Below are 21933 nucleotides of genomic sequence, written 5' to 3' on the forward strand. Positions count from 1 at the left end.
CAGGCCAGCACGTGGGTGGAGTCGGTGCGCTGACGGCCGCCGGCCCGCACCAGGCCGGCGGCCTTCAGACGTTCCAGCATCAGCGAGAGCAGGGCATCCGCCCGGTTCCCGGCTGCCAGGCGGGCCCGGAACTCGCACAGCACGCTGGCATCGAAACCGGTGTACTCCAGCTCCAGTCCCAGCGCGTACTTCCAGGAGATCCGGTCGGCCACCGCCACCGCGGCGTCCCGGTCGGAGAGGTTGTGCAGGAACTGCAGGACCGTGACCATCGCCAGCAGGGCCGGCGAGATCCCGGGCCGTCCCAGGTCCGCGTACATCTCCTCGAACTCACCCGTGGTGAAGTCCACGTCGCTGAACAACGGACCCAGCGCGTCCCGAACCCGCATCTCGTCCGTCCCCCGCGGATGGACCCGGCGAGCCAGCGCCACCGTCTCCGCCGGAATCCCCGACACACCACCAGGACGCAACACGACCCACCCCCACAGACAGCCAACCCACCCCGACCAGCAGACACTTACCGTCCCACGCCCAACCCAACCGACTTCGCCAGCAGAGTCGCCCGGTCGACTTCCTGCGCGAGACTTTAGGGGGTTGTTGTTCGAGGGTGGGTGGGGAGATGGCTGGCGTCTTCGAGGTGATGGGGCTTCTGCGGTCCACGTTGGAGGCGCACCGGGAGGAGTTGGGGCTCCTGGACTGTGAGGTGCCGCAGGGTGGAAACGGCAGCTCGGTTCCGGTGGGGACGCCCGAGGGGGTCAGGGAGCTGGTGGCGGCCTCTGACGGGCTCTACCTGGACCACTCGTGCCGGCTCTACCGGGCCGACGAGTTGGCCGACCGGCAGTGGGCGGAGGGGTTGGAGGGAGCGGAGCTGCCCGGTGGTGGGGTGCTGGAGGATGCGTCGCGGTTCTTCTACTTCGGGGAGGCCGCGTTGAACCCGCTGCTGGTGGATCACGACGGCAGCGTGTGGCGGGTGCCGGACGAGGGCTACGTCTGGTTCACGGGGTGCAGGGTCGAGCCTGTGGCGGGCAGCGTTGAGGAGTTCTTCTTCGAGTGGATCGCGGGGGAGCGCTTCCGGGACCTGGCCGGGCTTGATGCGGAAGGCGTGGAGACGAGCCACTGGTACCGCGTGTTGGGACTGGCGGGGCGAGTGGGTTGAACGGGGTCCCCGCGCCCCGGCCCACTGTCGGGGCGCGGGGGAGGAGGGTCAGGCTTCGATGAGGTAGTCGAACTCGCCGGCCTTGGCGCCGTGGATCCAGGCGTGGAGCTTGGGGCGGGTGGTGGTGACGATGGTTGTGGGGTTGTCCGACTCGCGGAGGTAGACCAGCTCACCGGCGGAAGCGATTTCGACGCAGTTGGCCTGGTCGCTACTGAAGCTCGACTTCTGCCAGTTGAGCTGTTCCATGCTTACCTTCCCTGAGCTGCATGACGGATGCTCTGGCTGGGGCTGGGCTGCCTGGTGACGTGCCCCGGCCCATTGCCGGGGCACGGGGGAGGAGGGTCAGGCTTCGATGAGGTGGTCGAACTTGCCGGCCTTGGTGCTGTGGAGCCAGGTGGTGAGCTTGGGGCGGGTGGTGGTGACGATGGTGGTGGGGTCGTCGGACTCACGGATGTAGACGAAGTCGCCAGCGGAAGCGATTTCGACGCAGTCTGCCCTGTCGCCGCTGAAGCTCGACTTCTGCCAGTTGAGCTGTTCCATGTCTGCCTTTCCGACGCTGTGTGACGGATGGGCTGGAGCAAGTCCTGTATAGCCTCCGCCGTGCGCACGCTGCTACCACGACGGCCCGTGTCCCAGGATGCCTGGGGCACGGGCCGATAGGTTGCTCTCTGCGTAGGAAGTCGGCCAGGTCGACTTCCTACGCAGAGAGCAGTGGGGAGGAACGGCGAGCGGCCACGGGTGACGGCCCGTTCCCCGATGGGGCTCTTGGACTGTGAGGCGCCGCTGGTTGGGGACGAGCTATTGCTGACCAGGTCCCGTGCCCCGGCCCATTGCCGGGGCACGGGGGAGGAGGGTCAGGCTTCGATGAGGTGGTCGAACTCGCCGGCCTTGGTGCTGTGGAGCCAGGCTGCGAGCCTGGTGGGGGTGGTGGTGACGATGGTGGTGGGGTCGTCGGACTCGCGGATGTAGATGCGGCCGTTGACGGATGCGACTTCGACGCAGTTGGCCTGGTCGCCGCTGAAGCTTGACTTCTGCCAGGTGAGCTGGCTCATGGTCACCTTCCTTGGACCTTGTAACGGATGTGCTGGATCAAGCCCATCGAGTCACGATAGGTGGCGGATGGTGCCGGTGCGGAAATGGACAGGGGTGGGAGAGCCAGACCCCTGACCCGGTCGAACTTCTGGTCAAACGCTGCCACCGACTCAGGATCTCCCACGAAGGTCGAGCCATGCGGATGTTCGAGCAGAACTGTGTGGAGCCTTGCGTGTGATCCCCGGGCCAGCATGAACGGGGTGTCGGTCGGCGCATAGCTCGTGCAGTCGAACGGGAGGATCTGGATCGTCACGTTTGGCTGCTGACTCATCTCGATCAGGTGGGTCAACTGGTCGCGCATGACGGTCGGGCCTCCGTACATCATGTGCAGGGCCGCTTCGTGGATCACCGCCCGGAGTGGAATGGCACTCTCGCCCGTCAGGAGCTGCTGGCGCTGTCGACGGAACTCGACCTTCCTCTCGGTGTATGCGTGGATGACCTCGCTGTACGCCTTGGTTTGCAAGAGACCCGGGATCAGAAGCGTTTCGTAGGTGTCCACGGCCATGGCGCTCGCTTCTACTTCGGCCAGATCCAGGGCCGGAGGGATCACGTCGTGCTTGAACTCGGTCCACCAGCCCTTGCCAGAGCTCTCGCTCATGGCGACGAGGCCGGCTCGGTAGTCGGGGTCCGTGACGTTGCAGATGTCGAGCCAGGCATTCAATCGCTCAAGATTGAGGCCGAGCCTGCCAGCTTCGGTGTGGCTGACGTTCGGGCCCTTCACCCCAAGGGCCTCGCCGATCTCCAGGGCTGAGAGGCCTGCGGCGTCTCGAACGCGTCGAAGCTCCTCGCCAAAGCGGCGCTGCCGTTCGCTGATCCCGGTCCTGAATCCCATGGGGGTGCCCCTTCGCGTGACCTGTGCCTACGCAAAGTGTAGGCACATGCACTGAGTGTGTTGCAGAGTTGAGGGAGATTCCCCTACAGTTCAATAACGCAGCCGACCAGATGGGTCGTCAGTAGTGCCTGTCTGTACGGCATTCCTCTGCACCGCTGGGAGCATCCCCATGTGTGACCCCAACCTCAACTCCCCCTCCCTCACCGTGTCCCGCGAGGTGTTGCGCGACGCGATGGAGCGCGCCGGGTACCCCGACCCGGTCATCGGGGACGCCGAACTCGCGCTCATGGAGCTGGTCGTGAACGCGTGGCGGCACGGGCTGACCGCCTCGCCGGTCGTCACGGTCGTCTACTCCGGCAGCACCCTCCGCGTCACCGTCGCCGACCGCAGTTCGGAGCTGCCGAAGCATCAGAAATTCGGTCTGCTCGCCGAGTCGGGGCGGGGGTTGCAGCTGATCGAGGGGCTCATGCACCGGTGGGGTGTCGAGCCGCAGAAGCTCGGGAAGCGGGTCTGGTTCGAGCTGGACCTGGTCGCGTGAACGCCCTCTATCCCATCCGGCCGGCCGATCCCGCGATTCGGTACCTCACCAGTCGGCAGATCGCCGGCCTGATCGTGGAACTCCGCACCGAGGGGCGCGAGTTCGGCCTGCTCTGGCCGTCCGCCCAGCCCGGGGAGACCGTCCTGAACGGGCAGGTCCTGGTCTCGCTCGGCAATGTTCCGGCCAGCACTCTGATCAACCTGCTCGCGCTCGTCCGCGAGTTCAGGCAGTACCGGTAGCCCGCGCCCGTGCGGTCAGTAGCCGCCCGTGAAGCCGGTGGCGAGGATGTCGAGCCTGGCCAGCAGGGCGTCGGCGAGCGGGCGGTCCGCGCCGGCGGCGAGCCAGCGGCCGAGGGTCGTGATGTAGGTGTCGAACACCAGGTCGGCGACGGCTGCCGGGTCGAAGTCCGGCCGGATCTCGCCCCGTTCGGCTCCCCGGGTGGTGGCGGTGACGAACGCCTGCGGCGTCGTGGCGCCGAGGGCGAAGGCGGCGTGGAGGACTCCGCTGTCGTGCAGGTCCTTGGCCAGCGCATACTCCCGCTCGTTGAGCTCCGCGAGGGTGCGCAGTGCGTCGGCGAGCGCATCGATGACGGAGTCGCCGGTGGATGCGCTCGCCTCGTCCTGCCGGTTCAGCACCTCGTGCCGCTGTTGGACCCAGGCGGTGACGAAGTCCTCCTTGCGGCGGAAGTGGTTGAAGGCCGTCTGGCGTCCCACGTCCGCGCGTTCGGCGATGTGGTCGTAGGTGGTGGCCGCGTACCCCTGGGTGGCGAACAGCTCCAGGGCTGCCGTCAGGAGCCGTTCCCGGGTCGCGGTGCGGCGCTGGTCGTGTCGGTTGGGAGGAGAGGTCACAAGGGGAGCGTACTTGAATCCATTGATGGACTGGAGTACATGTTAGTACTCCAGTCCAATCAGTGAGGAGGCCTGACGATGGCCGTCCCGTACACCCTCGGCCTGCACGAGATCGCCCCGGACGCCTACGCCTACCTGCAGCCCAACGGCTCCTGGGGCCTGAGCAACGCCGGGCTGATCGCCTCCGGCGACGAGGCGCTGCTCGTCGACACCCTGTTCACCGTCCCGCAGACCCGCGAGCTGCTCGACGCCGTCGCGCGCGCCCTGCCGCACGTCACCATCGGCACGCTGGTCAACAGCCACAGCGACGGCGACCACTGGTGGGGCAACCAGCTCCTCCCGGACGTCGTGACCATCGCCTCCGAGGCTGCCGCGGCCGAGATGCGCGCCGACCACCTGCACGCGGTGGTCGCCGCGCCGGGTGACCTCCGGCTGCCGAAGGTCGTCCAGCGGATGCGGGAGACCTTCGACTTCGGCGGCATCACCCCGACCCCGCCGAACCGGACCTTCACCGGCGAGCTGGACGTGGCTGTCGGGCGGCGCACCGTCCGGCTGATCGAGGTCGGCCCCGCCCACACCCAGGGCGACATCCTGGTCCAACTGCCCGACACCGGTGTGCTGTTCGCCGGGGACCTGCTGTTCATCGGCGGCCACCCGGTGATCCACAGCGGCCCGATCGGCAACTGGATCGCCGTCTGCGACCGCATCCTCGGCCTGGACGTCGATACGATCGTGCCCGGGCACGGGCCGGTCGTCGGCAAGCCCGAGGTCCGCTCCTTCCGCGACTACCTGGAGCGGGTCCGCGACCATGCCGAGCGCACCCACCGGGCGGGCGTGCCGGTGCTGCGCGCCGCACGGGAGATGGACCTGATCGGCCTCGCCGACCTGGCCGACCCCGAGCGGCTGGTCCTCAACATCGGCGCCGTCCACCGCGAACTCAACGGCGACGGAACCCCGGGCGAGATGGAACTCCTGGGCCTCCTGGACGCGTACGAGCCCGCCCCGCTGCTGGCCCCGCGGGCCGGGGCCGAGGTCGCCGCCGAGGTCACCGCGCTGGCCGCGGGCCTGCCGGGCGTCGTCCGGCAGCTGTTCCCGGCTGAGGGAGCCGGGCCGCTGGAGGGCTTCCCGGTGCCCAACGTGCTGGCCACCATCGGGCACCACCCCGACCTGCTGACCAGCCTGGCGCCGCTGCTCGCCCTGCTCAACCAGGGCACGATCCCGCCCCGCGAACGGGAGTTGGCCGTTCTGCGCACCGCACACCGCACCGGTTCGACGTACGAGTGGCAGCACCACGTCCGGCTCGGCGGCCTCGCCGGGCTGAGCGGGCCCGAGATCGCCCGCGTCCCGGAGGGGCCGGACCACCCCGACTGGGCCGAGACCGACCGCGTCCTGCTGCGGGCCGTCGACGAGCTGCACGACGGGCACGCGCTCTCCCCGGCCACCTGGGAGGCGCTGGCGGACAGCCACTCCGCGCCGCGGCTGCTGGAGCTGCTGGCGCTGGTCGGGACGTACCGGATGGTGGCCGGAATCCTCAACTCCTGCCGGGTCCCCGTCGACGGCTGGCTCTCCGGGGCCGGCGCGTAGGGGCGGCAGCAGGAGCGGGCGCGTAGGGCACGTGCCCGGCGCGCGCAGGGAACGCGCACCCGCCGTTGTCCGTGCCCGCTCCTACGATCGCCGCATGCCCGACGCCTTCACCGTCCTGTGGACCCAGCCGACCTGCCGCGCCCTGCGCAAGGCGGGCCACGTGGGTGCCCGGCCCCCGGTCGCCTTCAGCGGGGTGCACACCTCGCTGCCCGCCTGGTCGGGGGCCCGGGCCGGGGACGAGGTGTACGCGCTGCACGTCAACCGGTGTGAGGTGTTCGTGGTGAGCCGGATGCGGGTGGTCGACCGGGAGCGGGGCGACTGCTGCGGCGCCGCCGCCGCGAGCTGGGACGACCCGGCGTTCCCCGGGCACGAGGCCTGGTCGATGCTCGGCGCCGGCGGCTGCGGCGCCTCGGCGGTGCACGTGGACGCGACGCCGGTGCGCTTCGACCGGCCGGTGCCGGGCGAGCTGCTGGAGCGGCTCACCTGGCGCAACCGCCGCAACCGGACGCGGAACCTGAAGCACGTGGTGGACGGCCGCCTCGAACGGGCGGTCGGCCTCCAGGGGTTCTACCGCCTGGCACCGGAGTCGGCCGACGAGCTGGCGGGGCTCGTCGGCCCCTGACGGAGCGGGTGCGGCGGGGTGCGTCCGGCGGCTACGGCGTGACGGGTTCCAGCCGAAGTCGCCGGGACGGCCAGGGGGCCGGCTCGGCGGGGCCGAACCAGACGCGGACGTCCTCGCCGGTGCGGACGGGCAGCCGGGGAAAGTCGTTCTCGGCGTGCTCGGTGCGGTGCAACGCGTGGGCCGGGAGCAGGTGTTCGGTGGCGAAGGCGTCGAAGCCGGCGGCGTCGGCCGGGTGGCAGACGGTGGCGAGGACCTCGCGGGCGCCCGCGGGCGGGGTGAAGCCGGGGCCGCGCAGCAGCAGGACGTCGTCGCTGTCGACCATGGTGGCGTTGGCCGCGTCGCGGTGCTCCCGCCAGACCGGGCCGCCGTAGAAGGCCTCCAGGGCGCGCCGCCGGCCGGCCATGTCGGGGAAGGCGCGCAGCCAGACGAAGCGGTCCGGGTCGTCCAGGTCGCGGAAGCGGCCGCCGACGGTGATGCCGACCGCCTGCTGGCCGGTCACGAACTCGCGCTCGAACAGCTCGATCAGGGTCTCCCGGGCGCCGGGGTGCAGGGTGTACCGGCGGAGTTCGACGACGGGGCTCATGCGGCGGCCGCCCCGGTGCGGGTGAAGTCGTTCATGGGCCGCAGCGTAGGAGCGCTCCCCTGACATCCCCTGTCAGTGGATACTGGGCGGCATGCGCGCGAGTCGGCTGGTCGCCCTGCTCCTGCTGCTCCAGAACCGGGGCCGGCTGACCGCCGAGCAGCTGGCGGCGGAGCTGGAGGTCTCCGTCCGCACGGTCTACCGGGACGTCCAGGCGCTCGCCGCCGCCGGTGTCCCGCTGTACGGCGACGCCGGGCACGCCGGCGGGTACCGGCTGGTCGACGGCTACCGGACCCGCCTCACCGGGCTGACCGCCGACGAGGCCCAGGCCGCCTTCCTCGCCGCACTCCCGGGCGCCGCAGCCCAGTTGGGCCTCGGCGAGGCGCTCGCCGCCGCCCAGCTCAAGCTGCGGGCGGCCCTGCCGGCCGAACTGCGCGAGCACGCCGGGCGGATCCAGGAGCGCTTCCTGCTCGACGCGCCCGGCTGGTACGGCGCCGCGGACGAGACCCCGCACCTGGCCGCCGTCGCCGCCGCGGTGTGGGAGCGGCGGGCGGTGGTGCTGCGGTACCGGCGCTGGCGGGCGCCGGAGGAGATCGAGCGGCGGGTGGAGCCGTACGGGCTGGTGCTCAAGGCGGGGCGCTGGTACCTGGTCGCCGCCGGGCCGACCGGGATGCGCACGTACCGGGTCGACCAGGTCGTCGAACTGCGCGAGCTGGACGAGGGGTTCGCGGTGCCGGACGGCTTCGGCCTGGGCGCGTACTGGGCGGACTACCTCGCCGACTTCCGGGCCCGGCTGCACACCGGGGAGGCGCTGCTCCGGCTCACCCCGGAGGGCGCCCGGCGCCTCGGGGTCGCCGCCGCGGACGGGGGCTGGACGGAGGCCCGGGTGCCGATCGAGTCGCTGGACCACGCGCACGGGGAGTTCCTGCGGCTGGGCGCCGACGTCGAGGTCCTGGAACCGGCCGAACTCCGCGCCCGCATCGCCGCAACGGTCCGGACCCTGGCCGCCCGCTACGGGGGGTGACCCCCGGGCCCGGACAGCGGAACGCCCGACCGGCGGGGGGCCGGTCGGGCGGGGTCGGCAGGCGGGGCCCGGCGGGGTCAGGCGACGAAGTGGTCGAACTCGCCGGCCTTGGCGCCGCGGACCCAGGCGTTGAACTTGATGCGGGTGGTGGTGACGACGAGGGTGGGGTCGTTGGACTGCCGGATGTAGACGTGGTCGCCCGCGGAGGCGATCTCGATCCAGTCATCCTTGTCGCTGCTGGTGCTGGACCTCTGCCAGTCGAGGTGGTCCACGGATGCCCTCCTGGTGGTGCGTGGCGGCCGGAACGAGGGTACTGCTCCCTGTGCACGGGTGGCGGCATCGTTTCGGTCATGTCAATTCGTGCGAGACGTTGTGCTATTCCATTGGGGTGTCAGTCGTTCCTACACTGAAGCCCCGCCGCACGGGGGCTGCGGGAGGCAGGTTTGCCGACGGGCCCGGGGGAGGCGCGTGTGACTGACCGGGGCTGGGACGAGGACGACGCCCGGCCGTACTTCTTCCTCTCCTACGCGCACACCCCCAAGGCCGGTGCGCGGGGCGCGAGCGACCCGAACCACTGGGTCAGGCAGTTGTACCGGGACCTCTGCGAGGCGGTGCTGCAGCTCACCACCGTCCCGGACGGGGTCGCGGTCGGCTTCATGGACGAGTCCATGCACCAGGGCGAGTTGTGGGCCGAACGGCTGTCCGACGAGTTGGCGACGTGCCGGGTCTTCGTACCCCTGTACTCCCCGAGGTACTTCAACAGCGTCCCGTGCGGCCAGGAGTGGCACGCCTTCACCCGTCGGCCGGTCTACCCGGCGAACCTCGACTCCGAGCGCACCAGCGGCATCGTGCCGGTGCTGTGGGCGCCGATGAGCCGCTACCGGCTGCCGAACGTGGCCAGTGAACTCCAGTTCAACCACACGAGCTTCGGACCCGAGTACGCCACCGAGGGGCTCTACGCGCTGATGAAGCTCAGCTACTTCCGCTCCTCCTACGAGCTGGCCGTGCACCGGCTGGCGGCCCGGATCGTCCAGGTCGCCGAGGAGACGGTGATCCCGGTCGGGCGGCGGCTGGAGTTCAACACCCTCCCGAGCGCCTTCAACGTCACCGCCCCGACCAAGCAGCTGCGGATCTCCGTACTCTCCTACCACCAGAACGAGTTGCCCGCCGACCGGAGCCCGGACTACTACGGCGAACGGCGCACCGACTGGCACCCGTACCGGCCGGTCGGCTCGCCGATCGCCCAGCACGCGGCCCGTCTCGCACGGCAGTTGGGGTTCCAGCCGACCGTGCACGAGTTCGACGACGAGGTCGAGTCGATCATCGACGGCAACGCCGAGGCGCCCGGCCTGCTGCTGCTCGACCGCTGGGCGCTGCGCGACCCGCGCCGGCGCGAACTGGTCCGGCGCTTCGACCGCTCGGACGCCACCTGGGTGAGCATCCTGGAGCCGTTCAACGGCGACGACCCCGAGTGCGCCGAACGCTCCGACGAACTCGGCGACTTGAGCGACGATGCGCTGCGCATCACCCGGCGCGCGAGCCGGCCGAGCTTCCTCGGCGCGACCGGCCCGACCGGGCTGCACACGCTGGAGGACTTCGACGACGCGCTGCCCCGGGCGGCGATGAAGGCCAAGTACGCCTTCGAGGGCCGCACCCGGGCCGAACCGGAGGAACCGCCGCCACCGCGGCCGAGCCTGCGGGACGCGTTCCGGCGCCCAGGAGGCGGGTACGGGTCGGACGGAGCCCCGGCGGACCCCTTCGGGGACGAGCAGGGGGACGAACCCGCCGACAGCAGAAGCAACGGCAACGGCCGCACCCAGCACCGGAGTCGGAACAACGGCAACGACCCGCACCGCGAGCACGCACCGTACCGCGACGACGGCGATGAACCCGATGACGGGATGGCGCCCTTGGGAGGACGAGGACCACGATGAGCGATAACGTCACGAGGAACCTGCGCCTCGGCGGGCTCACCGCCGCCGACCTGGCCGCCCAGCGGGAGGCCGGGCGGCAGGCGGCGGAGCAGGACCGCAACGGCCGGATCATCACCTTCTACTCGTACAAGGGCGGCACCGGCCGCACCATGGCGCTCGCCAACACCGCCTGGATCCTGGCCGCCAACGGGTTCCGGGTGCTCACCGTGGACTGGGACCTGGAGGCGCCCGGCCTCGCCAAGTTCTTCCACCCGTTCCTCGACCAGGCCTCGCTGGCCGGCACCACCGGCATGATGGACCTGATCGCCGAGTACCGGGAGGAGGCGCTGCGCCCGGTCGAGCACGCCGAGGGCTGGCACCTGGACTTCGCCCGGGTGCACCCGCACGCGCTCTCGCTCATCTGGCCGCACTTCCCGGCCGGCGGCAGCCTGGACTTCCTCTCCGCGGGCCAGTTCAACCGCGACTACTCCGAGGCCGTCACCCACCTCGACTGGGACATCTTCTACGACCGCTTCGACGGCGGGCAGTTCTTCGACGCCCTCAAGGCCGACATGGCCAAGCGCTACGACTACGTGCTGATCGACTCCCGCACCGGCCTGTCCGACATCGCCGAGATCTGCACCGTCCAGATGCCCGACGACCTGGTGGTCTGCTTCACCCTCAGCGACCAGTCCATCGACGGCGCCTCCCGGATCGCCCAGCACATCCACGACCGCTACCGCGAGCGCGGCATCCGCATCCTGCCCGTCCCGATGCGCATCGACGAGGGCGAGAAGGAGAAGGCGGACGCCGGCCGCGCCCTCGCCCGGGTCCGCTTCGACGGGCTGCCGACCGGCTTCGAGGGCGAGGAACTCGCCCAGTACTGGGGCTCGGTGGAGATCCCGTACCGGCCGTTCTACGCCTACGAGGAGATCCTCGCGACCTTCGGCGACCAGACCGGCACGCCCACCTCGATGCTGGCCGCCTGCGAGCGGCTCACCTCCATGATCACCGAGGGCCGGGCGGCCGGCCTGCCGCCGATGGACGAGGAGGTGCGGCTGCGCTACGTGGACGCGTTCACCCGCCGCCGCCCGTCCGTGCCCGCCGACCTCTACCTCTCCTACGTCCCCGAGGACCGGATGTGGGCGGACTGGATCGAGTCCGTCCTGACCAGGGCCGGCTTCCGGGTGCTGCCGCGCGACCTCAGCGCCGGCACCGACCCGCGCGAGGAGACCGAGCGCGGCATCGACTCCGCGTACCGGACGGTCGCCGTGCTCTCGCCCGCCTACCAGCGCTCCCCGCAGGCGCGGGCGCTGTGGGAGTCGGTGGTCAGCTCCGACCCCTCCGGCACCCGGCGCCAGCTGCTGCCGGTCCGGGTCGGCGACGTCCGGCTCACCGCGCCGTTCAGCAACCGCAACCCGGTCGACCTGGTCGGCCGCGACGAGACCCAGTCGATCCAGAGCCTGCTGCGCGCGCTCGGCCGCGGCGACTCCCCGCTCGACGAAGCGCCCAGCGGCGGCCCGCGCTTCCCCGGCAGCAAGCCCTCGGTGTGGGACGTCCCGCCGCGCAACCCCTCCTTCACCGGCCGCGCCGCCGTCCTGGAGCAGCTGCGCAACCAGCTGCGCGGCGGCATGGCGGCCGTGCTGCCCACCCCGCAGACCCTGTACGGGCTCGGCGGCGTCGGCAAGACCCAGGTGGCCCTGGAGTACGCCCACCGCTTCATGTCCGACTACGACCTGGTCTGGTGGATCGACGCCGAGCAGATCGAGCTGGTCGCCCCGGCGCTCGCCGAACTCGCCCGCCGGCTCGGCCTGCGGGTCGGAGACTCGGTCACCGAGGCGGCCGAGGCGGCCCGGGAGGCGCTGCGGCGCGGCGTGCCCACCTCGCGCTGGCTGCTGATCTTCGACAACGCCGACGAGCCCGCCGAGATCCGCCGGTTCTTCCCCGGCGGCTCCGGCCACATCCTGGTCACCTCCCGGAACCAGGCCTGGACCGGGCACGCCGAGGCGCTGGAGGTCGACGTCTTCACCCGCGGGGAGAGCGTCGAGCACCTGTGCCGGCGCGCCCGCAGCCTCTCCCGCCCGGACGCCGACCGGGTCGCCGAGGCGGTCGGCGACCTGCCGCTGGCCGTCGAGGTGGCCGCCGCCTGGCTGGACACCACCGGCACCCCGGTGGAGACCTACGTCTCCCAGCTGCACGCCGAGGCCGCCCGCGCGCTGGCCGTCGGCCGCCCGGCCGACTACCCGACCCCGGTCGCCGCGACCTGGAACGTGTCGATCGGACGGCTGCGCCAGCAGTCCCCGGCGGCCGTCCGGCTGCTCCAGCTGTGCGCGTTCTTCGCGCCCGAGCCGATCTCGATGAACCTCTTCTACAGCGACCAGATGATCCGGGCGCTGGTGCGGTTCGACGCCGACCTCAGCGACAAGTTCATGCTGGGCAAGGTGATCCAGGCGATCGGCCGGTACGCGCTGGCCAAGGTCGACGCCGGCAGCAACAGCTTCCAGGTGCACCGGCTCGTCCAGGCGGTGATCCGGGCCGGGATGACCGCCGACGAGCAGGAGGTCGCCGTCCACGAGGTGCACCGCATCCTCACCGGCGCCCGGCCCGTCCTCGGCGACACCGACGACCCGGCCAACTGGCCCGCCTTCGACGAGATCTGGCCGCACCTGTCGCCGTCCAAGGCGCACAACTGCGACGAGGCGGACACCCGCCAGCTGCTCATCGACCGGGTCCGCTACCTGTGGAAGCGCGGCGAGCTCGACCGCGCCCGCGACCTCGGCCACGCCCTGGACGTGGAGTGGACCGGCAAGCTCGGCGAGGACGACCGGCAGACCCTGCTGCTGCGCTTCCAGCTCGCCAACGTGCTGCGCTCCCAGGGGAACTACGGCGAGGCGCTGGCCCTGGACGAGGACACCCTGGAGCGCCAGCGGGCCCTGCTCGGCGAGCACCACCCGTACACCCTGATGACGGCCGGCTCGCTCGGCGCCGACCGCAGGGCGCTCGGCCGGTTCCAGGCCGCCCTCGACCTCGACCGCGAAATCCTCGACCAGTTCCGCGAGTTGTTCGGCGACGACAACCCGCGCACGCTCTCCATGGCGAACAACCTGGCGATCGACTACCGGCTGGTCGGCGACAGCGAGGCGGCCCGCGAGCTCGACCAGGAGACCCTCGACCGGCGCACCGCCGTCCTCGGCCCCAAGCACCCCTACACCCTGTCCACCAAGTCCAACCTGGCCCGCGACCTGCGCGAACTCGGCGACTACCGCGGCTCGGTGGACCTGCTCCAGGAGGTCACCTCCGACCTCGGCGACGTGCTCGACCCGGACCTGCCGGAGAACCTGCGCAACGCCAAGTCGCTGGCCGTCTCGCTGCGCCGGATCGGCCAGCTCGCCGAGGCCCGCCGGATCACCAAGGAGACCTACGAGCGCTACCTGGAGCGCTACGGCGCCGACGCCCCCGACGCGCTCGCCTGCGCGCTCAACCTGGCCGCCGACCACAGCGCCTCCGGCGACAAGGAGGCCGCCCGCGACCTCTGCTCCACCGTCTTCGAGGGCCACCGGCGGCTGTTCGGCGACGAGCACCCGTTCACCCTGGCCTGCGCCAACAACCTCGGCATCTACCTGCGGGGCAGCGGCGACGTCCCGGGCGCCATCGAGCGCGGCCGGATCACCTTCGAGGGGCTGACCCGCTCGGTCGGGCCCGAGCACCCGTACACCCTCAACGCGATGATCAACCTGGCCAACGCCTACGGCGACGACGGGCAGCTGGACCGCGCCGAACGGCTCGGCCGGGCCGCGTACCAGGGGCTCTGCGACCGCTACAGCGCCCAGCACCCGGACGCGGTGGCCTGCGAGGCCAACCTGGCGATCACCCTGCGGTCGGGCGGGCGGCACACCCAGGCGGCCGAACTGCGGGCCCGGGCGATCTCCGAGCTGATCCGGCAGTTCGGCGAGGAGCACCCCAACACGGTCGCCGCGCGCGGCTGGAAGCGGATCAACCGGGACCTGGAGCCGCAGCCGGTCTGACCGGGCAGGGGGCGGGGTACGCTGCCGGACCATGAGCACCCCGCCCCCGGTCCTGGTCACCCGGCGCCTCGCCCCCGGCGTCATCGAACGGCTCACCGCGCACCACGCCGTCACCTGCCACGACTCCGACCTGGCGATGGACCGGGCCGCCCTGCTGGACGCCGTCCGCGGCCGGCGGGCCGTGATCACCACCCTGGACGACCGGGTGGACGCCGAGTTCCTCGACGCGGCCGGCCCGGGGCTGGCGGTCGTCGCCAACCACGCCGTCGGCTACCACAACGTGGACGTGGCCGCCTGCGCCGACCGCGGGGTGCTGGTCACCAACACCCCCGGCGTGCTCACCACCGCCACCGCCGACATGGCCTGGGCGCTGCTGCTGGCCGCCACCCGCCGGCTCGGCGAGGGCGAGCGGCTGCTGCGCTCCGGCGCGCCCTGGACCTGGGCGCCGAACTTCCTGCTCGGCATGGAGCTGGCCGGCACCCCGCTGGGCGTGCTCGGCATGGGCCGGATCGGCCAGGCGGTGGCCCGCCGGGCCCGCGCCTTCGACATGCCGGTCGGCTACCACAACCGCCGCGAACTGCCGCCCGAGCAGGCCGGGGGCGCCGACTGGAAGCCGCTGGAGGAACTGCTCGCCACCTCCACCGTGCTGGTCGTCACCTGCCCGTTCACCGCCGACACCCGGCACCTGCTGGACGCCCGCCGGCTCGCCCTGCTGCCGCGCGGCGCGGTGGTGGTCAGCATGACCGCGGGCGTGGTGGACGAGGAGGCGCTGGCCGCCGCGCTGGAGTCCGGCGCGCTGTTCGCCGCCGCGGTGGACAACTTCGAGCGCGAGCCGGCCGTCCCGTCCGCGCTGCTCGCCCAGGAGCGCGCCGTGCTCGCCCCGCACCTGGGCAGCGCCACCGTCCGCACCCGGCAGGCGATGGGCGGCCTGGCGGTGGACAACGTGCTGGCGGTGCTCGGCGGTTCGGCGCCGCTGACGCCGGTGGTCCAGCGCATCTGACGGCGGCTCAGCGCCCCGGACGCCGGTGGAGGTCCGACCCCCCCGGGGCACCCCAGCCGGCCGCCCAGGCCAGCGCGGTGGTCATCACCCGGAACGCCCCGAAGTGCGCGGCGCCGGGCTCCAGGAACAGCTCGGCGTCCGGGATGTGGTCGGCCAGCCAGCGGGAGTGGTCGACCGGCGAGAACTGGTCGTCCGCGCCGTGCCAGAGCCAGGTCGGCACCCGGACCGACCCGACCTCGAACCCCCAGTCGGCGGTGAAGGCCAGCACGTCGTCGATCCAGCCGTCCGCGCCGTGCCGGAACGCCTCCCGGTAGTTGCTCTGGAGCATCCGCCGCAGCCCGCTGTCGGCCACCACCTCCCGGTCGGCGGCGGAGAGTTCGGTGCGCAGCCCGTTCAGCAGCCGGACCGGGTCGTCCTTGATCTGCCGGGAGCGGAACTCCATCGCGTCGGCGATCCGGCCGTGCCCGCGCTCGGCCTCCTTGTAGGCGCGGACGTTGGACGGGGTCATCCCCGCGTACCAGTCCAGTCCGGTCGCGTTGCGCGGGGCCAGGCCGACCAGCACCGCCGCCCGGCTGACCCGCTCCGGCAGCAGCGCCGCGCAGGCCAGCGCGTGCGGGCCGCCGCCGGAGCGGCCGAGCACCGCGAAGTTCTCCAGCCCGAACTCGTCCGCGATGGTCCGCACGTCCGCGGCCGCCGCGCTCACCCGGCGGCCGAACAGCCGGGTCGAGTCGCCGTAGCCGGGCCGGTCGTACGAGATGAGCCGTACGCCCAGCCGGTACAGCACGGTGCTGCGCGGGTGCGGGCCGACCCGGCTGCCGGGCATGCCGTGCAGCAGGAAGACCGGACGGCCGCGCGGGTCGCCGAGGGACTCCACGGCGAGGGCGCGGTCGTCCGCCGTCTTGACCGTCCGTAACGACACCTGCGGCCTCCTCAGTGCTCCGGGTCGGTTGCGTGCTCCCGGTCGGTGGTGGTGCGCACCTCCCGGCGCGCCTGCCAGGTGGTGTGCTCGCGGGAGATCGCGTCCTCGGCGTCCCGGGCCAGGCGGGCCCAGACCTCCTCGGCCTCCATCGACTCCAGGTCCAGCTGGGCGAGTTGGCGCTGGACCTGCGCCAGCTCCTCGGCGGCCAGGGCGTACGCGGCGGCCAGCGGCCGGTACTGGCGCAGCTGCGCCCAGGCGGCGACCGAGGCGGCCACCGCCGACACCGTGCCCAGCGCGTCGTAGCCGAACGCGCCGAGCGCCCGCAGGACGGCGAGCACCAGGCCCAGCGCGGGCAGCAGCACGCCCAGCACCCCGGCCCAGTGCCCGGCGCGGGCGCAGTAGCGGGCCTTGGCGCGGTACCAGTCGTGCTGCAGCCGGATCCGCTCGGCCAGGTACACCTCGCGGCGCACCGCCAGCGGCTGCCCGCGCAGGTCGCGCATCGCCGGGGTGATCTCCACCCCGGCGTCCGGGACGCCCACCGGGGTCTCCCGGAACGCGCCGAGCACCCGGGCGAGCTGGAAGCGGTACAGCCCCTCGGCGTCCGGCAGGGGGCGCGGCGGGGGCTGGTAGGCGTCGGCCCGGACGGCGTACTTCCAGGCCAGCGTCTTCACCGACTCGGCGGCCGCCCGGCCCTCGTACCAGAGGCCCTGCGGGTTCTGCCGGCTGATCACCACGGCCAGCGCGATCGCGCCGAGGTAGGCCGCCGCCGCCGGCCAGGCCCAGGGCTCGCCGTCGGCGGAGCCGGTCGCCGCGGCGACCACCAGCAGGACCAGCTCCCAGGCGGAGAGCAGCACCGAGCGCCGCTGCCCGCGCAGTGAGGCCGCGTCGGCGGCCCAGAAGAACTCGGGCAGCAGGTCCCGCTCACGCACCCACCCGGTCCGTCCCGCAACAGACGCCATGTTCGGCCCCCACCAGTCGCTCCGGTCGCACCGCTCTCCTGCCCCGGGCGGCTCGCCGGTACGCCTGGTGACGGCCGGGGCGGCCGGATGTGGCCGGGAAGACCCGGTGGTTGTCCGGTACTCCCCGTGTTCGGTCCAGCACCCAGCGTGCGGGAGGCGGTGGGGGCGTGCGGCGGCCGACGGGCGTGCGCGGGCGACCTGCCGGTGCGGACCGGCGGGTTCACCCGGGCGGGAGTGCGGCTCAGTAGGTGTAGAAGACCCGCTCGGCGTTCTCGGCCATCTGCTTCGCGTTCCACTCGGTGCCGCCCGGGACGTTGCCGGAGCGGAACAGCGGCGGCGCGGGGCACTCCCCGGCGGCCGCCCGGTCGGCCAGCCGGCCGACCGCCGAGGCGACCACGGCCTGCATCAGCGCGCTGGTCACGATGGTGGAGACCGGGCCGAAGGTGGTCTCGGCGCCGGGGTGGGTCAGCTCGCCGTCGCCGACCGCGATCTTGCTGTCCAGCACCACGTCGCAGTGGTCCTTCAGGTAGGTGCCGGTCGGGTGCGCCGAGGGCACCTCCCGCGGGTACGCGAGCGAGGTCACACCGACGACCTTGAGGCCGCGGTCCCGGGCGTACCGGGCCAGCTCGACCGGCATCACCTGGCGGCCGGAGAGCGAGATCACGAACAGCAGGTCCCCGGCGGTCGCCGGGGTCAGGTCCAGGGTGGCGGTGGCCAGCCCGGAGACCCGCTCCAGCGCGCTGGACAGCGGCGCGGGCATCACCGTCACCCCGGCCATCCCGGGCACGTTCAGCAGGTTCACCGGGACCAGCCCGCCGGCCCGGTAGACCACGTCCTGGGCCGGCAGCGCGGAGTGCCCGGCACCGAAGGTGAACACCCGGCGACCTTCGGTCATCGCCTCCGCCAGCAGCGCGGCGGCAGCCTCGATGGTGTCGGCCTCCTCCTCGCGGACCCGCTGGAGGTGGGAGATCGCCGCGTCGAAGTACCGGCCGACCAGGTCGTTCATCTGCTGCCTTCGCTCTCTGCCGGTGGGGGATCCGGCCGGGTGGGGTGGTCCGGGTGGTCCAGACCGCCGGTGGAGAAAGCTTCGGCGAGCACGGTCGCGCCCCGGCGGCATCGTTGTCAACAGGAACAAAACGGGTCCCCGGAGCCCCGGGGCGGACCCGGTTGTCGGTCCGGTACGTCAGAATTGGCGGTGAGGACACCGAAGAACGGAGCCAGCGGCGATGTCTGGGCTGATCGACACCACTGAGATGTACCTTCGCACCATCCTGGAGCTGGAGGAGGAGGGCATCGTCCCGATGCGCGCCCGCATCGCCGAGCGCCTGGAACAGAGCGGTCCCACGGTCAGCCAGACGGTCGGCCGGATGGAGCGCGACGGGCTGCTCCAGGTCGCCGGGGACCGCCACCTGGAGCTGACCGAGGAGGGCCGCCGGCTCGCGGTGCGCGTCATGCGCAAGCACCGCATCGCCGAGTGCCTGCTCGTCGACGTGATCGGCCTGGAGTGGGAGCAGGTGCACGAGGAGGCCTGCCGCTGGGAGCACGTGATGAGCGAGACGGTCGAGCGCAAGGTGCTCGCCATGCTCGGCCACCCCACCCAGTCCCCGTACGGCAACCCGATCCCGGGCCTGGATGAGCTGGGCGACACCAAGGCCGAGGGCGAGGGCTTCGACGCCGGGCTCGTCCCGCTGGACACCGTCAAGCCGGGCGAGGCCGGGGCCGACGTCGTGGTCCGCCGGATCGGCGAGCCGATCCAGACGGACAGCGCGCTGATGAGCACCCTGCGCCGGGCCGGCGTCCGGCCGGGCTCCACGGTCAAGGTGAGCGCCGGCGTCGGCGGCGTGCTGGTCGGCACCGGGGACAACGCGGCGGAGCTGGGCAAGGACATCGCCCAGCACGTCTTCGTCGCCCAGGCCTGAGCCCGTACGGCGCCGGGGTACTCCGGTACGGCGAAGGGGCCCGCTGCTCCCCGTGCAGCGGGCCCCTTCGTCCTCCCCATCCCCTCCGTCCCCTCCTGTTCCCTCCCGCTTCCCCTCCGTCGCCGCCGCCCGGCTTCCCCGTCCGAGCGCCCCTGCCGGCGTCCCCACACATCGCAATTCCTCCCCTCGGCCGATCATGGCAATCCTTGAGTGCTGTCACTCGTACGAGGGGCTTTGCCGGTTGACCAGCGGGTACACGGAGGCCTTATCCGGACATGCGTATGACGGGCCCCGTCCCCGGTGGGGGACAAGGCCCGTCACTCGCGCGCGTGGTGTCGCGCGGAGCACGCCCTCACCCGATCGGCAGAGGGCGGCTGGTCTCGGGGGCGTCCGACACGCCCGGGGCCGAACGGAGCAGGCCGGGTGGCGCGGGTCGGACGGAGCGGGTCGGGGGAGCGGCCCGGGCTCAGCCCACCGGCGCGGGCTGGGCGGCCCCGGCGGTGCGGACCGAGGGCGCCTCGCGGCCGCAGGCGTACGCGAGCGGGCTGATCAGTTCCGCGGCGTCCGGCAGCCAGCGGTTGAGCGCGGTGGGGGAGCGGGCCCACTGGGCGTACCCGAGGGAGCCGATCCGGGACGGCGGGGCGACCGTCCAGTCCCCCTCGCCGCGGGCGACCAGGTCCAGCCGGCCGGGCGGCCAGCCGAGCCGGCGGAGCATCTCCGGGAGTCTGGCCGCGACCCCGGGCAGCACCAGGAAGTGCAGCCGCCGTCCGATCCGCCCGGGCGCGGCGGGCTGGACCGCCACCGGTCCGAGCTGGAGGTCCATCCGCTCCATCCGGGCGAGCGCCAGGCAGCCGGCCGTCTCCGGGACGTCCAGGACGTCGAACGAGCGCCCGGTGGGCAGCAGGATCGACGCCTGCGACCGCTCGGTCCACCAGCTCCGCACCGCGCCGGGGCCGGCGCTCGCCTGCCGCGCCCAGTCCGGGTCCAGCGGGTGGGCGCCCGGCAGCGTGCAGCGCCGGTCGCCGCAGGAGCAGCGGACGCCGCCGTCGCCGTCGTCGACCAGCCAGGCGCCCGGGGCGACCTCCCAGTGGCGGGTCTCGGCGTAGCCGACGGCTTCGATGAGTAAGGGGGGCGGAGCGGCCTTCTCGTTCCGGTCCGCGTCGGGGATGTCTTCCACGGGGTGCTCAACTACCGTGCGTGAGGCTGGTTACGGCCCGGAGCCGCCCGGTTGGGTGCATCGCGGCAATGTCACCCGTTCCGGTTAGTCGACCGAGTTGAAGGGCCCGAGGGCAGGCGCAGCGGGGGCGCACAGGAGCATTTACCAGGGCGCAAGGGGGGTGCGGTTCGTCACCGTGGGTATCCCGCTGGCGTTGCTGATCGCTAACCTGGTGTCAGATTCCTTGGACGGTCGGACAGTCGGCAACAGATCAGCAGAATCGTCGCCCGCCGGCCGGGACCGGAGGGTGTGGGGAGGCGAAGCCCAATGGCCGCGAGACCACTCGTCGCACGACAGCCCAACGAGCGTCTGCAGCAACTGATCCAGGAGGCCAGCTGTTCCAATGCCGGCCTGGCCCGCAGGGTCAACCTCTGCGGCGCCGAGCACGGGCTGGACCTTCGGTACGACAAGACCTCCGTCGCCCGCTGGCTGCGCGGGCAGCAGCCGCGCGGGCAGGCGCCGGCCGTGATCGCCGAGGCCCTTGGCCGCAAGCTCGGCCGCAGTGTGTCGGTCGAGGAGATCGGCATGGCGGACGGCAAGAACCTGAGCTCCGGCATCGGGCTCCAGTTCGCGCCGACCATCGGCGCCGCCCTGGAGCAGGTGTGCGAGCTGTGGCGCAGTGACGTCGGCCGGCGGGACTTCCTGACCGGCGCGACGGTCGCCGCGTCCGCGCTGGTGGAGCCCAGCCGGGACTGGCTGATCACCCCGCCGGACCCGGTGGTGGCGCGGGCCGGCGGCCCCCGGGTCGGTCCGACCGACGTGGCCGCGATCAAGGCGACCACCGCGATGCTGGTCGACCTGGACCACCGCTTCGGCAGCGGCCACGTGCGCCCGGTGGTGGTGCACTACCTCAACTCGGTGGTCTCCGGCCTGCTCGGCGGCGCCTACCGGGAGGAGACCGGGCGCCAACTCTTCGCCGCCGTGGCCAGGTTGACCGAACTGGCCGGCTACATGGCGGTGGACACCGGACAGCCCGGGCTCGCCCAGCGCTACTACATCCAGGCGCTGCGGCTGGCCCAGGCCGCCGACGACCGCGGCTACGGCGGCTACGTGCTGGCCGCCTCGATGAGCCACCTGGCCGCCACCCTCGGCAACCCGCGCGAGATCGCCCAACTCGCCCGCGCCGCCCAGGAAGGCGCCCGCTCGGTGGCCACCCCGACGGCGATGGCGATGTTCTACGCCGCCGAGGCCCGCGGCCACGCCCTGCTCGGCGACGCCCGCTCCTGCGAGACGGTGTCGGCCAGGGCGCTGGAGGCGATGGAGAAGCGCCGCCCGGAGGACGACCCGGACTGGATCGCCCACTTCGACGACGCCTACCTCGCGGACGAGCTCGCCCACTGCCACCGGGACCTGGAGCAGGCCGGCCCGGCCGAGCACTACGCCCGGCGGGCGCTCGACCTGCACCCGCCGACCCGGGTCCGGCGCCGCGCGGTGGACCTCGTCCTGCTGGCCACCGCCCAGCTCCAGCAGCGGGACCTGGAACGCGCCTGCGAGACGGGCACCCAGGCGGTCCGGCTGCTGAGCGGGCTGCGCTCCAACCGGGGCGTGGAGTACCTGGACGAGTTCCGGCGCCGCCTGGAGCCCTACCGGGAGCAGCGGGTGGTCCGGGAGTTCCACGCCCGGGCCGACGCCGAGGCGGCTTAGCGGCGGCCCAGGGCCTGTCTCCTGGATCCTGGCGGACCCGGCGAGGATCCAGAAGACAGGCCCTG

23 protein-coding genes are annotated in these 21933 nt (G+C 72.6%); 11 read left to right on the plus strand and 12 right to left on the minus strand.

Annotation, left to right across the window (positions count from 1 at the left end; genetic code table 11):
* The coding region (locus ACWDCZ_RS07065) for a transposase (RefSeq protein WP_449815419.1) at positions 1–386 on the minus strand (386 nt) is incomplete at its 3' end.
* Positions 387–616: 230 nt separating this feature from the next.
* Between ACWDCZ_RS07065 and ACWDCZ_RS07070 the strand changes: the two genes are divergently transcribed.
* Entirely contained in the window at positions 617–1153 is a 537-nt protein-coding gene (locus ACWDCZ_RS07070) for a hypothetical protein (protein WP_449815420.1), read from the plus strand.
* 48 nt (positions 1154–1201) lie between these two features.
* Here the strand turns inward: ACWDCZ_RS07070 and ACWDCZ_RS07075 are convergent, their stop codons facing one another.
* The 4 genes from ACWDCZ_RS07075 to ACWDCZ_RS07090 form a co-directional block, all read right to left on the minus strand.
* A complete protein-coding gene (locus ACWDCZ_RS07075) occupies positions 1202–1399 on the minus strand; it encodes a DUF397 domain-containing protein (RefSeq protein ID WP_449815421.1) in 198 nt (65 codons plus the stop codon).
* Between the two features lie 96 nt (positions 1400–1495).
* Positions 1496–1693 carry a DUF397 domain-containing protein gene (locus tag ACWDCZ_RS07080; RefSeq protein WP_449815422.1) on the minus strand — a complete coding sequence of 66 codons (198 nt, stop codon included), beginning with the start codon at positions 1691–1693 and terminating at the stop codon, positions 1496–1498.
* Between the two features lie 314 nt (positions 1694–2007).
* The gene (locus tag ACWDCZ_RS07085; protein ID WP_449815423.1) at positions 2008–2205 is read right to left on the minus strand and encodes a DUF397 domain-containing protein; all 198 of its coding nucleotides are present in this window, start codon (positions 2203–2205) and stop codon (positions 2008–2010) included.
* Positions 2206–2207: 2 nt separating this feature from the next.
* Positions 2208–3077, minus strand: a complete 870-nt coding sequence (locus tag ACWDCZ_RS07090; RefSeq protein ID WP_449815424.1) for a helix-turn-helix domain-containing protein — start codon at positions 3075–3077, stop codon at positions 2208–2210.
* 169 nt (positions 3078–3246) lie between these two features.
* On the opposite strand from ACWDCZ_RS07090, the gene ACWDCZ_RS07095 reads away from it, so the two are divergent.
* Entirely contained in the window at positions 3247–3615 is a 369-nt protein-coding gene (locus ACWDCZ_RS07095; RefSeq protein ID WP_074005487.1) for an ATP-binding protein, read from the plus strand.
* Complete coding sequence (locus ACWDCZ_RS07100; RefSeq protein WP_449815425.1) at positions 3612–3854, plus strand: hypothetical protein; 243 nt, start codon at positions 3612–3614, stop codon at positions 3852–3854. The genes ACWDCZ_RS07095 and ACWDCZ_RS07100 overlap by 4 nt, the downstream gene beginning before the upstream one ends.
* A 15-nt stretch (positions 3855–3869) precedes the next feature.
* Here the strand turns inward: ACWDCZ_RS07100 and ACWDCZ_RS07105 are convergent, their stop codons facing one another.
* Positions 3870–4463, minus strand: a complete 594-nt coding sequence (locus ACWDCZ_RS07105; RefSeq protein WP_449815426.1) for a TetR/AcrR family transcriptional regulator — start codon at positions 4461–4463, stop codon at positions 3870–3872.
* Between the two features lie 78 nt (positions 4464–4541).
* Between ACWDCZ_RS07105 and ACWDCZ_RS07110 the strand changes: the two genes are divergently transcribed.
* Complete coding sequence (locus ACWDCZ_RS07110) at positions 4542–6047, plus strand: MBL fold metallo-hydrolase (protein ID WP_449815427.1); 1506 nt, start codon at positions 4542–4544, stop codon at positions 6045–6047.
* Positions 6048–6141: 94 nt separating this feature from the next.
* Complete coding sequence (locus tag ACWDCZ_RS07115; RefSeq protein ID WP_380782604.1) at positions 6142–6669, plus strand: hypothetical protein; 528 nt, start codon at positions 6142–6144, stop codon at positions 6667–6669.
* A 31-nt stretch (positions 6670–6700) separates the two neighbouring features.
* Here the strand turns inward: ACWDCZ_RS07115 and ACWDCZ_RS07120 are convergent, their stop codons facing one another.
* Positions 6701–7252, minus strand: coding sequence for an NIPSNAP family protein (locus tag ACWDCZ_RS07120; RefSeq protein ID WP_449815428.1), 552 nt, complete (start codon positions 7250–7252; stop codon positions 6701–6703).
* Between the two features lie 91 nt (positions 7253–7343).
* Between ACWDCZ_RS07120 and ACWDCZ_RS07125 the strand changes: the two genes are divergently transcribed.
* Entirely contained in the window at positions 7344–8273 is a 930-nt protein-coding gene (locus tag ACWDCZ_RS07125) for a helix-turn-helix transcriptional regulator (protein ID WP_449815429.1), read from the plus strand.
* A 77-nt stretch (positions 8274–8350) separates the two neighbouring features.
* Here ACWDCZ_RS07125 and ACWDCZ_RS07130 read toward each other — a convergent pair whose 3' ends face one another.
* Positions 8351–8545, minus strand: a complete 195-nt coding sequence (locus ACWDCZ_RS07130; protein WP_074005498.1) for a DUF397 domain-containing protein — start codon at positions 8543–8545, stop codon at positions 8351–8353.
* 198 nt (positions 8546–8743) lie between these two features.
* Between ACWDCZ_RS07130 and ACWDCZ_RS07135 the strand changes: the two genes are divergently transcribed.
* The 3 genes from ACWDCZ_RS07135 to ACWDCZ_RS07145 are packed head-to-tail and all read left to right on the plus strand — an operon-like array spanning position 8744 to position 15211.
* Entirely contained in the window at positions 8744–10207 is a 1464-nt protein-coding gene (locus ACWDCZ_RS07135; RefSeq protein ID WP_449815430.1) for a TIR-like protein FxsC, read from the plus strand.
* A complete protein-coding gene (fxsT, locus tag ACWDCZ_RS07140) occupies positions 10204–14211 on the plus strand; it encodes an FxSxx-COOH system tetratricopeptide repeat protein (protein WP_079272748.1) in 4008 nt (1335 codons plus the stop codon). The genes ACWDCZ_RS07135 and fxsT overlap by 4 nt, the downstream gene beginning before the upstream one ends.
* Before the next feature lie 31 nt (positions 14212–14242).
* Positions 14243–15211, plus strand: coding sequence for a 2-hydroxyacid dehydrogenase (locus ACWDCZ_RS07145; RefSeq protein WP_449815431.1), 969 nt, complete (start codon positions 14243–14245; stop codon positions 15209–15211).
* Between the two features lie 7 nt (positions 15212–15218).
* On the opposite strand, the gene ACWDCZ_RS07150 is transcribed toward ACWDCZ_RS07145, so the two are convergent.
* The 3 genes from ACWDCZ_RS07150 to ACWDCZ_RS07160 form a co-directional block, all read right to left on the minus strand.
* Positions 15219–16130, minus strand: coding sequence for an alpha/beta fold hydrolase (locus tag ACWDCZ_RS07150; RefSeq protein ID WP_049649964.1), 912 nt, complete (start codon positions 16128–16130; stop codon positions 15219–15221).
* Positions 16131–16141: 11 nt separating this feature from the next.
* Complete coding sequence (locus tag ACWDCZ_RS07155) at positions 16142–17059, minus strand: DUF4231 domain-containing protein (protein WP_049649965.1); 918 nt, start codon at positions 17057–17059, stop codon at positions 16142–16144.
* Between the two features lie 271 nt (positions 17060–17330).
* Positions 17331–18095, minus strand: a complete 765-nt coding sequence (locus ACWDCZ_RS07160) for a sugar isomerase domain-containing protein (protein WP_049649966.1) — start codon at positions 18093–18095, stop codon at positions 17331–17333.
* Positions 18096–18315: 220 nt separating this feature from the next.
* Here ACWDCZ_RS07160 and ACWDCZ_RS07165 point away from each other — a divergent pair, with 220 nt between their 5' ends.
* Positions 18316–19008 (plus strand): metal-dependent transcriptional regulator, encoded by a 693-nt coding sequence (locus ACWDCZ_RS07165; RefSeq protein WP_049649967.1) that lies wholly within the window; start codon positions 18316–18318, stop codon positions 19006–19008.
* A 466-nt stretch (positions 19009–19474) separates the two neighbouring features.
* Here ACWDCZ_RS07165 and ACWDCZ_RS07170 read toward each other — a convergent pair whose 3' ends face one another.
* A complete protein-coding gene (locus tag ACWDCZ_RS07170; protein WP_053111970.1) occupies positions 19475–20185 on the minus strand; it encodes a bifunctional DNA primase/polymerase in 711 nt (236 codons plus the stop codon).
* A gap of 306 nt (positions 20186–20491) precedes the next feature.
* Between ACWDCZ_RS07170 and ACWDCZ_RS07175 the strand changes: the two genes are divergently transcribed.
* Positions 20492–21868, plus strand: coding sequence for a tetratricopeptide repeat protein (locus ACWDCZ_RS07175; RefSeq protein WP_049649968.1), 1377 nt, complete (start codon positions 20492–20494; stop codon positions 21866–21868).
* Positions 21869–21933 lie beyond the last annotated feature (65 nt).

It is taken from the genome of Kitasatospora sp. NPDC001225 (assembly GCF_053597855.1).

What these genes read in the sequence shown, in the direction of transcription:
- fxsT (WP_079272748.1), top strand. Translation starts at nt 10,204, where the DNA reads ATGAGCGATAACGTCACGAGGAACCTGCGCCTCGGCGGGCTCACCGCC.
- ACWDCZ_RS07085 (WP_449815423.1), bottom strand. Translation starts at nt 2,205, where the DNA reads ATGAGCCAGCTCACCTGGCAGAAGTCAAGCTTCAGCGGCGACCAGGCC.
- ACWDCZ_RS07125 (WP_449815429.1), top strand. Translation starts at nt 7,344, where the DNA reads ATGCGCGCGAGTCGGCTGGTCGCCCTGCTCCTGCTGCTCCAGAACCGG.
- ACWDCZ_RS07070 (WP_449815420.1), top strand. Translation starts at nt 617, where the DNA reads ATGGCTGGCGTCTTCGAGGTGATGGGGCTTCTGCGGTCCACGTTGGAG.
- ACWDCZ_RS07095 (WP_074005487.1), top strand. Translation starts at nt 3,247, where the DNA reads ATGTGTGACCCCAACCTCAACTCCCCCTCCCTCACCGTGTCCCGCGAG.
- ACWDCZ_RS07090 (WP_449815424.1), bottom strand. Translation starts at nt 3,077, where the DNA reads ATGGGATTCAGGACCGGGATCAGCGAACGGCAGCGCCGCTTTGGCGAG.
- ACWDCZ_RS07160 (WP_049649966.1), bottom strand. Translation starts at nt 18,095, where the DNA reads ATGAACGACCTGGTCGGCCGGTACTTCGACGCGGCGATCTCCCACCTC.
- ACWDCZ_RS07115 (WP_380782604.1), top strand. Translation starts at nt 6,142, where the DNA reads ATGCCCGACGCCTTCACCGTCCTGTGGACCCAGCCGACCTGCCGCGCC.
- ACWDCZ_RS07120 (WP_449815428.1), bottom strand. Translation starts at nt 7,252, where the DNA reads ATGAGCCCCGTCGTCGAACTCCGCCGGTACACCCTGCACCCCGGCGCC.
- ACWDCZ_RS07165 (WP_049649967.1), top strand. Translation starts at nt 18,316, where the DNA reads ATGTCTGGGCTGATCGACACCACTGAGATGTACCTTCGCACCATCCTG.
- ACWDCZ_RS07075 (WP_449815421.1), bottom strand. Translation starts at nt 1,399, where the DNA reads ATGGAACAGCTCAACTGGCAGAAGTCGAGCTTCAGTAGCGACCAGGCC.
- ACWDCZ_RS07110 (WP_449815427.1), top strand. Translation starts at nt 4,542, where the DNA reads ATGGCCGTCCCGTACACCCTCGGCCTGCACGAGATCGCCCCGGACGCC.
- ACWDCZ_RS07175 (WP_049649968.1), top strand. Translation starts at nt 20,492, where the DNA reads ATGGCCGCGAGACCACTCGTCGCACGACAGCCCAACGAGCGTCTGCAG.
- ACWDCZ_RS07080 (WP_449815422.1), bottom strand. Translation starts at nt 1,693, where the DNA reads ATGGAACAGCTCAACTGGCAGAAGTCGAGCTTCAGCGGCGACAGGGCA.
- ACWDCZ_RS07145 (WP_449815431.1), top strand. Translation starts at nt 14,243, where the DNA reads ATGAGCACCCCGCCCCCGGTCCTGGTCACCCGGCGCCTCGCCCCCGGC.